The organism is Cedecea sp. NFIX57 (assembly GCF_900177785.1).
Lineage (GTDB): Bacteria > Pseudomonadota > Gammaproteobacteria > Enterobacterales > Enterobacteriaceae > Cedecea > Cedecea neteri_C.
On record NZ_FXAS01000003.1, the window covers coordinates 203180 to 218562 of the forward strand.

The window sequence follows — 15383 nt, forward strand, 5'->3', positions numbered from 1 at the left end:
TGGCAATGATCGATAACCCGGCCGGAAATAATATTCACTAGACCCTCACCCTGGCCCTCTCCCTGAAAGGGAGAGGGGAAAATACAGCTCAGCGATTCAGCCTGTATAGATCCAAACAAGCATCACCATAAATTACATCGGCGGCGTCAGCCCGTTAACCCCGGCGGAAATCCCGCGCGCGACGGCCTGGCCTTTGTCGTCTTTGGTGGCGAACAGCACCACTTTCGCGCCCGGCTTCAGCACGGATTTGTCGGCGGGGCTGATCAGCACCACCGGCACGTCGTCCGGCACCTGCACGGTTTTCTGCTGGCCGTGGAATTTCACTGTCATCGTGCGCCCGTGGCTGTTCACGAGGGTGCCGACCGTGCCGTTGGTCATGGTGTTTACCTGGCCGTTGGCAGATTCAAACGGATTAAACCCTTCCCCGGAACCGCGCAGACTCGGGGCAAAAACGTGCACCTCCAGCGCCTTCAGCGTGCCGTCTGCCTGCGGCACGGCAGCGGTGCCAACAAAGCTGTCAGGCTTGATGTCGCTCATCTTCGCTTCGCTCACGCCGTTGATTCGGGTCTTGTCCGTCAGGCCAACGGAGAGCTTTTCCCCCTGCCGGGTGGTGATTTGCAGTGAAGAATCATTGACCGCGTCAATGGTGCCGCGTACCGGGGTAATGACATTGTCCGCCGCCGCAGCGCCCACGCTCAGCAGCAGGAGGCTTAAGGCCGGGATAAACAAACGAGGCTTGATCATGCTTTCTCCAGGGTTCAGGTCAGGTTAAGAACTGCTCTGGATCAAGATTAACCGCCAAATGAAACCCGGGGGTGAAAGAGTGTGTTCAAACGTTTCCTGACCCACCCGAAACGTGCTCTTTTGCGAAGCGAATAAGGCGCTTAATCAGCGGCGTGCGCTCTCGCTTGCGGTAAAGCATCCAGATCGCCGAAGGGATTTCTGCCCCGGCAATCGGGCGATAGACCACGTCCGGCACGCCGATAGTTTTCGCCATGATCTCCGGGATAACCGCGATGCCGTTGCCCAATGCGATATGCGCCAGCACTTCGGTCAGCGTGCTGGAGCGGATGGCATCGCTGAGCACAAATCCGCCACGTCGGGCGACTTCATGTGAGCCGGAAGTCTGCTCCGGCAGAATAAAACTTTCCCCGGCCAGAGCGGCGGGGTCGATAGCTTCCTTGCCTGAAGCAAGGCGGTGGGAAGCGGGCAGCGCCAGGCAAAAACAGTCGCTTTGCACCAGCAAATGCCCGACTTCCGACGGCAGCGCAACCCGGGCGCGCACAAACCCAACGTCAATTTTGCCCTCCACCAGCTCCGCCGCCATGCTATCCATCAGCACTTCTCGTGCGCCAAGCGAGACGGCCCGGTATTGCGATCGAAACGCCCCCATCACCGCGCTGAGCGTGCCCGACCAAAGCGAAGACGCCACATAGCCGACGCGAATGTAGCCCTGCTCGCCGCGTGCAGCGCTAAGCACCCGCTCACGCGTCAATTCAGCCTGCCGCAGCGTGGCTTCCGCTTCTTCGCGGAAAATTTCTCCGGCCTGAGTCAGTTGCACGCGCCTTTTGGTGCGCAAAAATAGCGGCGTGCCAAACTCCCGCTCAAGCTGGCTGATTTGCACCGACAGCGTCGGCGTGGAGATGTTCAGCGTTTCCGCCGCCGCGCCAAAATGGAGCGTTCGGGCAACTTCGAGAAAATAGCGCAAGTGGCGAAGCTCCATTTTTACTCCTGATTATTAGGCATTAACTAATAATAATGCCTAACGTAGAAATTGAATACCGCGCCCCGGATCGCGAAGCTTAAAGCGTGTTTTTCCCGTGTTTTCGGAGCTTTTATGTCTACTGTGCTGGCCGCGCCCGTGGCCAAAAACGACACCACCGTGTTGCTGGTTGCCTCCATGGGCTGCGCGATGACGGTCATCGACACGAATATCGTTGGCGTCGTGCTGCCGACCATCGCCCGCGGGCTGGACGCCACGTTTGTCGATATGGAGTGGGTGATTGGCGCGTACGTACTTTGCTTCTCTTCCCTGTTGCTGCCCGCCGGTTCGCTGGCAGACCGCTTCGGCAGGCGGCGGATCTTTTTATTCGGCATCGCGCTGTTTGCCCTGGCGTCACTCGCCTGCGGGGCGGCCACCACCATCCTGATGCTGAATATTGCCCGCGCGCTGCAAGGCGTAGGCTCGGCCTTTTTACTGGCTCCGGCGCTGGCGATCATCGGTCACACTTTCCGTGAGCCGCAGGCAAGAGGACGTGCGTGGGCCATCTGGGGCGGCATGATGGGCATCACCATGGTGCTTGCGCCTTTGGCGGGCGGTATCATCAGCGCGTATTTCGGCTGGCGCTGGGCGTTCTACATCAACATTCCCATCTGCCTGCTGCTGGCGATATCGGTGCTGCGGACCATTGAAGAGTCCAGCAATCCAGCCGCCGGTAAGCCGGATATACATGGTATTTCGCTGTTTATCGCCGCCATGTTTTCTCTCACCTGGGCGCTGATCCTCGCCCCGGAGCACGGCTGGGGCAGCCCCGAAGTGATGGGGCGCTTTATCGCCTCAGCCTGGTTCTTTCTGTTCTTTGCGCTGGTCGAACGTTACAAAACTCAGCCGATGCTCGATCTTCGCCTGTTCCGTTCGCTGCCGTTTATTGGCGCGGTGCTGGCGATGTTCACCTACGCGGCGACGGCACAGGTGATGACATCCCTGCTGCCGTTGATGCTGCAAAACGTCGAGGGTAAAACCGCGCTGGCCTCCGGGGTCGGCATGTTGCCGTTCGCCCTCGCCATGTTGTTCTTCCCGATGGTAGCGCGCTGGATGGCACATCGCATGGCTGCCCGCTGGATCTTAGCCACTGGATTAGCACTGGTTGGCGTCGGCAACTTGATTATCGCCGGCGGCGTGCTGGCGCAGTGGCCCTGGCTAGTTATCGCCGGTATGGCCGTGCTGGGCAGCGGTGGCGGCATCCTCAACGGCGAAACGCAGAAGGCGATTATGGGCACCGTGCCTCACGAACGGGCGGGGATGGCTTCGGGGATCAGCACCACGGCGCGGTTCTCCGGCATTCTGCAAGGTTTTGCGCTGCTGGGGGCGATTCTGGCCGGGCATACGCGCCATACGCTGACCTCCGTAATGCAGGCAAACAACCTGCCGGTACGGGACGATTTTATGACTCAGGTCGTGGCCGGAGATGTGCAGCGCGCCCTTGCGCTGTGGCCGGAGCAACAGGCTCAGACGCTAAGCACGCTGATCCGCCACAGCTACGCCAGCGGCTTCTCGCTGATGCTGGTTTGCGCCGCGCTGTTCGCTTTCTTCGTTGCGCTAATTGTTATTCTCACCTTGCGGGACCGCACCGGGAGTCAGCCCAATGAACGCTAAAGATGTTGATTTCCATTTTGCACTTTTCAGCGATGTTCATGCCAACTTACCAGCACTTGAGGCCGTTTTGCAGGACATTGACCGCCACCACATCAAGCAAATCTGGTGTCTGGGCGATCTGGTTGATTTTGCGCCGTGGCCGAATGAAGTAATAAACCTGATTCGCAGCCGCAGCATTCCGGTGGTGATGGGCAACCACGACCGCCGCGTGGCAATGGACGAGCCGGTCACGCCGCTGGCTAAGCACTCCGTCCAGGAACAACAAGCCCGTGAACAGGCCATTGCCTTGAGCAAACGAACGCTGACGGAAGACAACTGCCGCTGGCTCAGCGCCCTGCCGCGGTCGAGAACGTTTCACGCCGGGCCGCTCAGATTTCTGCTGGTTCACGCCAGCCCGGATTCGCTCTCGGAGTATGTGCATCGCCAGTTTTCCTGCAGCCAACTGATGAAGTGGCAAACCACGCATCAGTTCGATGTGATGGTTTCCGGGCATACGCACTACGCGGATATTCGCGAATTAGCGCGCAGCGATGGCCGCAGGCTAATCGTCGCCAATACCGGTGCCGTCGGGCGAATCAAACCCGGTGAGCCGCAGGCCACCTGGCTGAAGGGGCATTACCGTCAGGGTAAGTTAAAACTAGCGGTTCAAACGGTAAATTATGACGTCGCCGCCGTGGCCCAGGCGATTAAAGACAGCCCGGTGCCGGACTTTTACGCGGAGGAGCTGTATCAGCACGGCATGGCCTGCTCGCAGGCGCTGTCGGCATTCTGAGCGGCTGACTATTTCGTGATAAGCTGCGCAATATTGGCGGCAGATAACGCACATCACCAGGTTGATGCGCGATACTGCCTCACTTTCATTGCTTGCCGCTTCAGGAAGAAAAATGGCCTCTAAATATGCACTCGTTCTGCTGGCTCCGCTGCTGCTGGCGGCCTGTTCGTCATCGAACAATTCAGGAATAGATCGCCAGGACAGGCAGCGGCTGGACGACAGCTTTATGCGCTCGCCGTGGCCCGATCCCTACTACAACAGCCGCTACCTGACGCCGGAACAGCGCCAGGACATCCGGGACCGCATCCGCGCCGACCAGCTGGAAGCCAGAGGCCGCCGGGATAACAGCACCGACAGCGGCGACGGTTTCGGCCAGCCAGTGCATTTCTAAACGGTTGGCACCGTTCCGCCGTCAATGATGTACTCCGTGCCGGTGATCGCGGCGGCACGGTCTGAGGCCAGGAAGGCGATCAGATTAGCCACTTCTTCTGGTTTTGCGGGGCGGCCCAACGGGATCCCGCCCAGCGAATCCATAATGATCTGCTTCCCACCCTCGTAATCCGTGCCCGCCTGCAGCGCCAGCCGTTCCGCCAGGCGGACAGAGGCCTCAGTTTCAATCCAGCCCGGCGCCACGCGCAGCACCCGTACGCCCTGCGGGGAAACCTCTTTCGACAGGCTTTTGCTATAGGCGGAAAGCGCCGCTTTGGCTGCGGCATAGGCCGTGGTCGCTTCCGGCAGCGGTAAAATCCGCTGAATGGAAGAGACATGGATAATCACCCCCGAACCCTGCGCCGTCATGCCCGGCAGCAGCGCCCTGTCCAGCCGCACCGCCGGGAAAAGGTTAAGCGCCAGCTCGCGCTGCCACTGCGCTTCGTCCAGCGCCGCGTAGCCTCCAGCCGGGGATGAGGATCCGCCGAGCATATGCACGATGATATCCACGCCACCGAGACGCGCCTGCACCGCTTTTACCAGTTGCTCGCAGCCCTCACGCGTGGCGAGATCCGCCGCGACAAACTCGTCGTCACGAACGTTTTCAGGCGCATGGCGAGCCACGGTCATCACCTGCGCGCCCAGCTCGCGGAACAGCGCTACGGTCGCCGCGCCTGCGCCCTTCGTGCCGGACGTCACCAGCGCTCTTTTGCCCTTCAGTGTCAAAAAGTCAGTCATTTTACGTTCTCCAGAAAGTCGATTTACCTGCCGTATCACTACTCTAAGAACGCGGTATAATTTAAACAATTGGGACAAACCGGGATGAAATGATGAAGGAATCGGGACAATGTCGCGTATAGCCCTGGCCGATATCGAAGCCGTGCAGGCCATCGCCCGCCGGGGATCTTTCCGCGCGGCGGCTATCGACCTCGGCGTTTCAACCACGGCGCTCAGCCATACGCTGGCAAAGTTTGAGGCTGAACTTGGCGTGCGCCTGTTCAACCGCACCACCCGCAGCGTGTCGCTGACGGAGGCCGGGAGGCTGTTTATCGAGAGAGTTAGCCCGTCTCTTCAGGGGCTGAACGATGCCCTTGAAAGTGTGCGGGCGCACCGCGATACGCCGTCCGGCGTGCTGCGCATCAACGCACCGCCTTTTGCCGCTCGCCAGGTGCTTTCGTCGCTGGTGTTTGAGTTTTTACGTCGCTATCCGGAAATGCAGGTCGATATTGTGACCGAAGGAAAGCTGGTCGATATCGTGGCGGAAGGGTTCGATCTTGGCGTGCGCGTGGCCGGGCTGGTGCCCGCCGATATGATTGCACTTTCGCTTGGGCAACCCCAACGCTTTGCCGTGGCCGCGTCTCCAGCTTACCTGGCAGAGCACGGCACGCCGCTAACGCCGGGCGACTTGCTGAATCACGCCTGTATTCGCGTCCGGCTGCCGGACGGCTCGCTCTACCGCTGGCATCTGGAAAAACAGGGCGAAGTCGCGCCCATTGACGTGCGCGGCCCGCTGACGCTGGACGAGGCCTCGCTGGCGCGGGAGGCGGTGCTGGAAGGTGTCGGGATTGGCTTTTTCATGGAGCAAAACGTCGCCAACGAAATCCGCTCTGGCAAGCTGGTGCGCCTGCTGGAAGCGTGGACGCCGTCCTTCCCAGGGCTTTGCCTTTACTATTCCGGCAGGCGGCATCCTTCTGCCGGGCTGGCCGCTTTCCTGGCGCTGGCGCGGGAAAAGTCAGGGAGGTCACTGACCTCCCCATAACGCTTAGAAACTGTAGTTTGCCGTCAGCGAGAAGCTGCGCGGGGCGCCATAAACCACATAGTCAGACAGCCAGGATTCATATTCTTTGTCGAACAGGTTGTTGATGTTGCCCTGTACGGCAAAGTTTTTTGTCACCTGGTAGCGGGTGAAGAGATCCACCAGCGCGTAGCTGCCCTGCTTGATGCGGGTGTTGCCGTTCGGGCCGTAGGCATCCTGCCAGGTTTTACCCTGCCAGTTCACGCCACCGCCCACGGTCACTTCCGGCAGCATCGGCAGCTGGTAGCGGGTAAACAGCTTCATCGTGGTGCGCGGCTGGTCCGGGTTCACAGCGTCACCGTTGTTGTCGTCCGCGACATAGCGGGAAGCGCCAAAGGTGAGCTGCCAGTTATCGGTCAGCGCACCGTTCAGCTCAAACTCCACGCCGCGACTTACAGTGCCGTCCACAGACTTATACGCCGTTTCACCAGGGTTGCCGTTAACCGGCGTGCCAAGCGACTGTGCCACTTTATCCTGCTCGATGCGGAACACCGCCAATGAGGTGGTAAGGCGCGTGTTAAACCAGTCCGCTTTCACGCCCGCTTCGTAGCTCTTCCCGGTGGTGGGGTCGAGATAATCGCCGTTAACGTCGCGCTTGTCGGTCGGCTGGAAGATGGAGGTGTAGCTGGTGTACGCCGACCAGGTGTCGTTGATGTCGTAAACCAGGCCCGCGTACGGCGTCACGTCGTGTTTTTTGCTGCTCAGGCTGGTTTGCGGCGCGGTGGACGGATTGTAGTCCGCATCCCATTCGGTATAACGGGCACCCACAATCAGGTGCAGCGGGTCAGCCAGCGAGAAACGTGCCGCGGTGTAGGCGGACTGCTGGCGCACCACATCTTTGCTGTACAGCGAGAAGGCTGACCAGCTTGGGTCTGCGACGCTGCTGTAGAAGCTGTCCATTGCGATGCCACCGTAAGGCAAGCCGGTGTTCGGCATGGCATTGTCATAGTGGTTACGCTGGCGACTGTAACTGCCGCCGAACATCAGCTCGTGCTGGCGGCCAAACAGGTCAAAACCGCCGCGCACAAACGCATCCACCGAATCCTGTTTACGCTCGCCCCGGTTCCAGCCGCCGTAAGCGCTGGTGCCCGCCCCGGTGACTTTATCCGGCAAGCCGGTGACGTACATCAGCTTAGAGTCGAAGTTGGTTTCGGCGTGCAGCGTGTTAATTCGCGCTTCCCAGCCGTTATCAAAGCGCTGGACCAGGTTAGCGAACACTTTGGTGGCGTCTTTGTTGGAGTAAGCCCAGTCCGGTGCGGTGGTGGCGCTGCGGCTGAAGTTTGTCCGGCTGCCATCGGCGTACCAGGTGGGCAGGCCGCCCCAGGTCGGGCTGTCGTCATTGCTTTCCTGGTAGTCGTAGCCGACAGAAAGCGTGGTGGAGTCGGTCAAATCGGCATCCACTACGCCGTAGATAAATTTCTTGCGGTAATGGCTTTTATCCAGCCAGGTATCGTTGTCCTGGTAGCCGGTGACCACGCGGCCCCGCACGTTGCCGGACTCGCTCAGCGGCGCGGAGAGATCGGCCACATAGCGCTGCTTGTCCCAGTTGCCGTAGCTAGCGGAGACGTTGCCTTTAAATTCACGGCTGTCGGCGTGCTTGCGCACCATATTGATGTACGCCGAAGGGTTACCGCTGCCGCTCATCAGCCCCGCCGCGCCGCGCACCACTTCAATATTCTCAAACACGGCGGTATCCGAACCGGTATCGCCAAAGTCCCAGACGTCGCTAACCTGTGTCGGCATGTCGTCGTAGGCATAGTTGCTGATGAAGAAGCCGCGCGCAAAGTAAGTGGCGCGGCTGCTGTCCACCAGTTTGGTACTGATGCCGGTGGTGTTATCCAGCACCTCGCCGATGGTTTGCAGATCCTGATCCTGAATACGCTGCTGGCTGATGACGCTAACGGATTGCGGAATATCGCGCGGAACCAGCAGCAGTTTGGTGCCGGTGGTGGTGGTTTTGACGCTGTAATCCTGTTCCTGTCCTGCCAGCGGGTTATCCCCCTGAGTATTCACCGTGATGGTATCTTCTGCCTGCACAGAAGGCAGTAGCGCGAGCGCAATAGCCGCCGCCAGGAGTGATGGGCCGCCTGCCCGTAACGTGAACCGATCCCTGGAGAAGTTAACCAATGCCATGTTAAACCCTCATTTTTGCAGTGCTGCGGCGTTTTCCGTAGCCGGCACTTTTTCTTGATTTTTATAAAGACGCGCACCATTAAATGCGGATGAGAAATATACGCATTTGTATTTAACATGTAAATAAATGTAATTCCCTGAGGGTTAACGAAGATTGCACCGTTGCGGGGCAAAAACAGGCATTTGGTGGCAATAAAAATTGCCGCTTTCGCTTTACAAACGAACACGTAAATCTGTTGTTAAAACAGCCTCATCATCTGGCTTATTGCTTCCGTTGTGATAGATTCCTCTCGCTTTCAAAACATACACAGCAAAATACGCTGCGAAGCCTCTCTCTTTTTTCAGGTAAACGATCGGACGCCATGAGAAAGTTAGCCAATATCCACCTGCTGATGATGTTGATTCTGCTGGTTGCTGTCGGGCAGATGACACAGACGATTTATATTCCTTCTATTCCCGATATGGCTCATGAAATGGGCGTGCGCAGCGGCGCAATTCAGCGCGTGATGGCGGCCTATTTGTTTACCTACGGCGTGTCTCAGCTGTTTTATGGCCCGCTTTCCGATCGCATTGGCCGCCGCCCGGTGATCCTCGCCGGCATGGTGATTTTCATGCTGGCGACGCTCGGCGCGCTGTTTACCACTAATTTGCATATTCTGGTGCTGGCGAGCGCCCTGCAGGGCATGGGCACCGGGGTCGCAGGCGTGATGGCGAGAACCATGCCGCGCGATCTCTACGAAGGCGGTGATTTACGCCAGGCCAACAGCCTGCTGAACATGGGTATTCTGGTGAGCCCGTTACTGGCGCCGGTTATTGGCGGGATGCTGGACAGCGTCTGGGGCTGGCGGGCCTGCTACGGCTTCTTGCTGCTGCTGTGTGCCATTGTGGCATTTTCTATGTGGCGCTGGCTGCCTGAAACCCGCCCGGTTGACGCCACGCCGCCGCGTCTGATGCGCAGCTACAAAATGCTGCTCGGTAATATCTCCTTTAACTGCTATCTGCTGATGCTGGTCGGTGGCCTGGCGGGCGTGGCGGTGTTTGAGGCCTGCTCCGGCGTGCTGATGGGCGGCGTACTCGGCCTGAACGGCGTGGTGGTCAGCATTCTGTTTATTCTGCCTATTCCGGCGGCGTTTTTTGGCTCCTGGTATGCGGGTCGCCAGAACGTGCGTTTCTCCAGCCTGATGTGGCAGGCGGTATTAAGCTGCCTGTTCGCCGGTATTCTGATGTGGATCCCTGGCTGGTTTGGCATCATGAATATCTGGACGCTGCTGGTGCCTGCGGCGCTGTTCTTCTTCGGCGCGGGCATGCTGTTCCCGCTGGCGACCAGCGGCGCGATGGAGCCATTCCCGTTCCTCGCCGGCACCGCAGGGGCGCTGGTTGGCGGCCTGCAAAACATCGGCTCCGGCGTGATGGCATGGTTCTCCGCGCTGATGCCGCAAACCGGGCAGTACAGCATCGGGATGTTGATGACGGCGATGGGCGTGCTGATCCTGTGCTGCTGGCTGCCGCTGGCGCAGCGTTTTCAGCATCATGGTGAGACAGTTTAGTTTACGGCCCCTCACCCCGGCCCTCTCCCCGGAGGGGCGAGGGAGAAAATCCGGCATCTGATTAGCTCCTCACTTTACCCAGCACGCTGTTCCATCCACTCTCCCTTCCAGGGAGAGGGTTAGGGTGAGGGTCATCTTCCCCGTCATATTTTTGTCATTTAGTTACCTTACTCTCACTTCCGGTTTAATTATTTGATCAATCTACGCGCGTAGATACACTGCGAGAAATGATTAAAAATGGCATCTTCGCCAACAGATAACGTTCGATCTCTGTGAGAACTCTAATGACGACAAGCACTTTTTCCCCTCCTCCGGCCGATGCACAGCACGCGGCAGAAGAGCGCCTGGCCACGCCGGAAGGTAAACGTGATTTTATTCGCGCCACCTTCTCCTGCTGGCTCGGTACCACAATGGAATACGCGGACTTCGCGCTTTATGGCCTGGCGGCCGGGATCATTTTTGGCGATGTGTTCTTCCCGGATGCCACGCCTGTCATGGCGCTACTCTCCAGCTTTGCCGCTTACTCCGTAGGCTTTGTTGCCCGGCCAATAGGCGCCCTGCTGTTTGGCTGGCTGGGCGACCGCTACGGCAGAAAAATGGTGATGGTCATTACCATTGCGCTGATGGGCTGCTCCACCACGCTTATTGGCCTGATCCCGAGCTACGCGCAAATTGGCGTCTGGGCGCCAACCTGCCTCGTTATTCTGCGTTTTGCCCAGGGGCTTGGCGCGGGTGCGGAGCTGTCCGGCGGCACCGTTATGCTGGGTGAATACGCCCCGGTGAAACGCCGTGGCCTGGTGTCCTCCATTATCGGGCTGGGCTCCAACAGCGGCACGCTGCTGGCTTCTCTGACCTGGTTGCTGGTGCTGCAAATGGATAAAGAGACGCTGCTTGCCTGGGGCTGGCGTATTCCGTTCCTGTGCAGCATGCTGATTGCCGCTGTTGCCCTGATTATTCGCCAGCACCTGCGTGAAACCCCGGTATTTGAGCGCCAAAAAGCGCTGCTGGAAGCCGAGCGTAAACAGGTGCGGGAAAAGGGGCTGGCCGAGCAGCAGAAAGATCCACGCAGTTTCTGGCAGCGGACCCGCGCCTTCTGGACCATGGTCGGGCTACGCATTGGTGAGAACGGTCCTTCTTATCTCGCCCAGGGTTTTATCATTGGCTACGTCGCCAAAGTGTTGGCGGTGGATAAATCCGTCCCCACTCTGGCGGTGCTGATCGCCTCGGTGCTGGGCTTCGCCATTATTCCTTTTGCCGGCTGGCTCTCCGACCGCTTTGGCCGCCGGATCGTTTACCGCTGGTTCTGCCTGCTGCTGATTCTCTACGCTTTCCCGGCCTTTATGCTGCTGGACTCACGCGAGCCGATGATCGTTATTCCAACCATTGTCGTCGGCATGGGGTTGGCTTCACTGGGGATTTTCGGCGTGCAGGCGGCCTGGGGCGTGGAGCTTTTTGGCGTGACAAATCGCTATACCAAGATGGCGTTTGCCAAAGAGCTGGGGTCTATGCTTTCCGGCGGAACTGCGCCACTGATTGCCGCCGCGCTGCTCTCCTGGACCGGGCACTGGTGGCCTATCGCGCTCTACTTTGCAGTGATGGCGGGCATCGGGCTGGTGACCACCTTCTTTGCGCCGGAAACCCGGGGGCGCGACCTTAATCTGCCGGAAGACGCTATTTGATTTGTCACAGAGTTGACGGCGATTTTTACGGAGCAAAGCTTTATGCTGTGGCTCCGTTTATCGCCCGCCAGCCAAATAAAGCAGGTATTCAGTGACTAAGCCTCAAGTACACCGCGTTACCCGCGCTGAAGTCGCCAAAGAAGCAGGGACTTCCGTCGCGGTCGTCAGCTACGTGATTAACAACGGCCCGCGTCCGGTCGCGCAGGCGACGCGTGAGCGCGTGCTCGCCGCCATCAAGAAAACCGGCTACCGCCCAAACGGCATTGCCAGGGCCTTGGCCAGCGGCACCACGCGCACCTATGGCTTAGTCGTGCCCAATATCGCCAACCCTTTTATCTCGTCCATGGCGCACGCGCTCCAGCAGGAGGCCTTTGCCGATGGCCGGGTCTTGCTGCTGGGGGATTCCGGCGATGACCGCGCCCGCGAGCTGGAGCTTATCAATAACCTGCTGCATCGCCAGGTGGACGGGCTGATTTATACCAGCGTCGACAGGCACCCTTACATCGATCTTATCCAGGCCAGCGGCACACCTTGCGTGATGCTGGACAGGGTTGAGCCGGAGCTGAACGTTTGCTCGATTCAGGTTAACGAGCAGCACGCCGCGCGGCGCGCAACCCGCCATCTGATTGAGCACGGCTATCGCGATATCGCCATTATTTGCGGGCCGCAGGAGATGCTGAACACTCAGGATCGCATCAGCGGCTGGCGGCTGGCGCTGGAAGACGCGGGCCTTACCGTGCGCCCTGAATGGATTTTTTCAACGGATTACACCCGCCAGGGCGGCTACGACGCCACACAGCAAATGCTGGCTGGCAAATTGCCCCGCGCGCTGTTTGCCACCAATGAACAGCAGGCCTTTGGCTGCCTGAGAGCGCTGTCTGAACACGGGCTTTCCGCGCCGAAAGACCTGGCCCTGGTGTGCTTCAACGGCACCCTGGAATCGGCCTTCAACGTGCCCTCTTTAACGACGGTTCGCCAGCCGGTCACTCAGATGGCGAAGAAGGCCATTGAGATGTTGAAAAAGTGGGACGGGCAGCCGCATAAACACGAATTCGATTTTGAGCTGGAGATTGGCGAGTCCTGCGGCTGCCGCTCCCTCACCACAGCAGGAAGTTATAAGTAACATGAAGCGTTTAATTATCGATTGCGATCCGGGTAACGGCGTTGCCGGGGCTAACGTAGACGACGGTCTGGCCCTTGCCCTGGCGCTGGCGGCGCCGGAGATTTCTCTGGAGCTGATTACCACCGTGTCCGGCAATACGCCAAGCGAAGTGGGCTACGCCGTCGCGTCAGATTTAGTTGCTCGCCTGGGTATGTCCGTTGAGGTCGCCCGTGGCGCTTCGCGCGCGCTGATCGAGCCTTCAGCACCGTGGAGGGAACATCTGGATCATAAAGTCGATAAAGTGGGCCTGCGCCACCTGTGGAAGGACGTTAATGCCCCGCAAATGCTGGCCGAAGTAGCCCCGCTGGCGGTGCATGAGATGGGCGAACTTATCTGTACAAATCCCGGTGAAATCACGCTGATAGCTATCGGCCCGTTGACCAACGTGGCGCTGGCTTTGCAGCTTTACCCGCAGATGGCGAGCGCGGTAAAAGAGATTGTGATCATGGGCGGCGTGTTTAACGTTGACGGCTACCTGAAGGACACCAACTTCGGCGTTGACCCGGAGGCCGCACACGCTGTGCTAACCAGCGGCGCAAACATCGTTCTGGTGCCGATGGACGTCACCACCCAAACTATGATGACGCACCAGGATTTAGACACGCTGGCCACCTGCGATAACCGCCTGAGCCATTTTCTCGTGGACACCATTCGCCCGTGGATGGATTTTTCCATGCAAACTCGCCAATTGCCTGGCTGCTGGATCCACGACGTACTGACCGTCGCCTGGCTGCTTGAGCCGGAACTGGTGAGCTGGACGGAAGATTATGTGGATGTCTCTCTGAGCGGGCTGAGTCGCGGCAGAACCTTGCGCTATGGTCCGGAACATTTACGGCTGGCGGTGAACGTTGACGCCCCGCAGGGCAAGCCGGTGAAGCTGCTGCAAACCGTGGATAACCAGAGGCTGCTGGCGCTTATCGACCGGCATATCCGCCAGTTTGCATAAAAACGAGAAAGGGCGCATAAGCGCCCTTCGCATAAGCGCCCTTTTTTACAGAACCTTGCTGAGGAAGGCCTGAGTTCGCGGGTTCTGCGGCGCGCTAAAGATCTGCGCCGGCACACCCTGTTCCTGAATCACGCCCTGGTCAATGAAAATCACCCGGTCCGCCACTTCGCGGGCAAAGCCCATTTCGTGGGTCACGATAATCATCGTCATCCCTTCCTGCGCCAGCTGTTTCATCACCGCCAGCACTTCACCGACAAGTTCAGGATCCAGCGCCGAAGTTGGCTCGTCGAACAGAATAATCGACGGCTCCATCGCCAGCGCACGGGCAATCGCCACGCGCTGCTGCTGGCCGCCGGAAAGGCTCGAAGGCCAAGCGTCGATTTTGTCCAGCAGCCCTACCTTTTGCAGCAGCTTTTCGGCGCGGTTCACCGCTTCCGCTTTGGACAGCCCTTTCAGCGACATGGGCGCCATAATCAGGTTTTCCAGCACCGTCATGTGCGGGAACAGGTTAAAACGCTGGAACACCATGCCCACGCCTTCGCGCAGCGTGTTGAGGTTGGTTTTTGGGTCGTGTACCGCAAAACCGTTAACCACGACTTCGCCGCCGTCCGGTTTTTCCAGCGCGTTCAGGCAGCGCAGAAACGTACTTTTGCCGGAGCCGGAAGGGCCAATCACGCAAACCACTTCCTGAGGCGCGATATCGCAGGAGATGCCGCGCAGTACGTGAGTTTTGCCAAACTGTTTCTGTAAATCCTTAACGTGAATCACTTTTGCCAAACCTCTTTTCCATATGTTGCACCAGCAGCGAAAGCAGGAACGTCAGCACCCAATACACCACGGAGATGGTCAGGTACGGTTCCCAATAGGTCGCGTAAGCGCCGGAAACGGTACGCGCCGCGTAGGCCAGGTCGGCGAGACCGATGGCGGAGGCCAGCGATGAGTCTTTCACAATGGCAATCGCGTTGTTGCCCAGCGGCGGTAGAATGCGGCGGAACGCCTGCGGCAGGATAACCTTACGCATCGTTTTGCCCCAGCCCATGCCCAGCGCCCGTGACGCTTCCATCTGCCCTTTGTCGATGGACTGAATACCGGCGCGGAAAATCTCGGACACGTAGGCCCCGGCGTTGAGGGTGATCGCCACCACGCAGGAGAGAAACGCGCCGTATTCGGAGCGAAGGTCGCGGGCGAAGTCCACGGACATCATCCCGCTGGTGATCATGATCCCGTCGCGCGGGTTAATAAACAGCGGCACCAGCGCAAAGTGAACCACCATGATCTGCACGAACAAAGGCGTGCCGCGAAACGCGCTGACGTAAACGCGCACCGGCCACTGCACGGCATAACGCAGCACGTGCTTCCACGGGCCGTCATCGGCGTGAGCCATACGGCCAAGCCCAAGTAGCAGCCCCCAAGTTGTGCCTAAAATCACGCAGATAATGGTGCACTTGATGGTCATCAGCGCGCCCTGCATAAACAACGGCGCATATTCTGAGATTATCTCCCAGCGAAATCCGGTCATACCTGTCCTTTTTGGGGCCGGAACG

At 59.0% G+C, this 15383-nt stretch carries 14 protein-coding genes; 8 read left to right on the forward strand and 6 right to left on the reverse strand.

All coding sequences use genetic code 11. The features are described 5' to 3' along the window. Positions 1 to 132: 132 nt before the first annotated feature. Positions 133 to 744: a hypothetical protein gene (locus tag B9Y90_RS03645; protein ID WP_085540242.1), complete on the reverse strand. Its 612-nt coding sequence runs from the start codon at positions 742 to 744 to the stop codon at positions 133 to 135. Between the two features lie 85 nt (positions 745 to 829). Beyond that, entirely contained in the window at positions 830 to 1723 is an 894-nt protein-coding gene (locus tag B9Y90_RS03650) for a LysR family transcriptional regulator (protein WP_085540243.1), read from the reverse strand. A gap of 114 nt (positions 1724 to 1837) precedes the next feature. On the opposite strand from B9Y90_RS03650, the gene B9Y90_RS03655 reads away from it, so the two are divergent. The 3 genes from B9Y90_RS03655 (at position 1838) to B9Y90_RS03665 (ending at position 4539) form a co-directional block, all read left to right on the forward strand. Beyond that, positions 1838 to 3376, forward strand: coding sequence for an MFS transporter (locus tag B9Y90_RS03655; RefSeq protein WP_085540244.1), 1539 nt, complete (start codon positions 1838 to 1840; stop codon positions 3374 to 3376). Further along, complete coding sequence (locus tag B9Y90_RS03660) at positions 3366 to 4148, forward strand: metallophosphoesterase family protein (RefSeq protein WP_085540245.1); 783 nt, start codon at positions 3366 to 3368, stop codon at positions 4146 to 4148. Before B9Y90_RS03655 ends, B9Y90_RS03660 begins: the two co-directional genes overlap by 11 nt. A 112-nt stretch (positions 4149 to 4260) precedes the next feature. Further along, positions 4261 to 4539 (forward strand): hypothetical protein, encoded by a 279-nt coding sequence (locus B9Y90_RS03665; RefSeq protein ID WP_039288859.1) that lies wholly within the window; start codon positions 4261 to 4263, stop codon positions 4537 to 4539. Here the strand turns inward: B9Y90_RS03665 and B9Y90_RS03670 are convergent. Further along, positions 4536 to 5315 (reverse strand): SDR family oxidoreductase, encoded by a 780-nt coding sequence (locus B9Y90_RS03670; protein WP_085540246.1) that lies wholly within the window; start codon positions 5313 to 5315, stop codon positions 4536 to 4538. The genes B9Y90_RS03665 and B9Y90_RS03670 overlap by 4 nt on opposite strands. Positions 5316 to 5424: 109 nt before the next feature. Between B9Y90_RS03670 and B9Y90_RS03675 the strand changes: the two genes are divergently transcribed. Further along, positions 5425 to 6336 carry a LysR family transcriptional regulator gene (locus tag B9Y90_RS03675; protein WP_085540247.1) on the forward strand — a complete coding sequence of 304 codons (912 nt, stop codon included), beginning with the start codon at positions 5425 to 5427 and terminating at the stop codon, positions 6334 to 6336. A 3-nt stretch (positions 6337 to 6339) separates the two neighbouring features. On the opposite strand, the gene fhuE is transcribed toward B9Y90_RS03675, so the two are convergent. Continuing rightward, positions 6340 to 8505 (reverse strand): ferric-rhodotorulic acid/ferric-coprogen receptor FhuE, encoded by a 2166-nt coding sequence (gene fhuE, locus B9Y90_RS03680; RefSeq protein WP_085540248.1) that lies wholly within the window; start codon positions 8503 to 8505, stop codon positions 6340 to 6342. Between the two features lie 362 nt (positions 8506 to 8867). On the opposite strand from fhuE, the gene emrD reads away from it, so the two are divergent. The 4 genes from emrD to B9Y90_RS03700 all read left to right on the forward strand — a co-directional run bounded on the left by emrD (position 8868) and on the right by B9Y90_RS03700 (position 13839). Beyond that, a complete protein-coding gene (gene emrD / locus B9Y90_RS03685; protein WP_039288866.1) occupies positions 8868 to 10052 on the forward strand; it encodes a multidrug efflux MFS transporter EmrD in 1185 nt (394 codons plus the stop codon). Positions 10053 to 10336: 284 nt separating this feature from the next. Continuing rightward, the gene (locus B9Y90_RS03690; protein WP_085540249.1) at positions 10337 to 11731 is read left to right on the forward strand and encodes an MFS transporter; all 1395 of its coding nucleotides are present in this window, start codon (positions 10337 to 10339) and stop codon (positions 11729 to 11731) included. 91 nt (positions 11732 to 11822) lie between these two features. Continuing rightward, entirely contained in the window at positions 11823 to 12854 is a 1032-nt protein-coding gene (locus tag B9Y90_RS03695) for a LacI family DNA-binding transcriptional regulator (RefSeq protein ID WP_085540250.1), read from the forward strand. A 1-nt stretch (position 12855) separates the two neighbouring features. After that, positions 12856 to 13839, forward strand: coding sequence for a nucleoside hydrolase (locus B9Y90_RS03700; protein ID WP_085540251.1), 984 nt, complete (start codon positions 12856 to 12858; stop codon positions 13837 to 13839). A gap of 45 nt (positions 13840 to 13884) precedes the next feature. Here B9Y90_RS03700 and B9Y90_RS03705 read toward each other — a convergent pair whose 3' ends face one another. Further along, positions 13885 to 14607, reverse strand: a complete 723-nt coding sequence (locus tag B9Y90_RS03705; RefSeq protein ID WP_008460680.1) for an amino acid ABC transporter ATP-binding protein — start codon at positions 14605 to 14607, stop codon at positions 13885 to 13887. After that, positions 14594 to 15358, reverse strand: a complete 765-nt coding sequence (locus tag B9Y90_RS03710) for an amino acid ABC transporter permease (protein ID WP_008460679.1) — start codon at positions 15356 to 15358, stop codon at positions 14594 to 14596. Before B9Y90_RS03710 ends, B9Y90_RS03705 begins: the two co-directional genes overlap by 14 nt. Between the last annotated feature and the right edge of the window lie 25 nt (positions 15359 to 15383).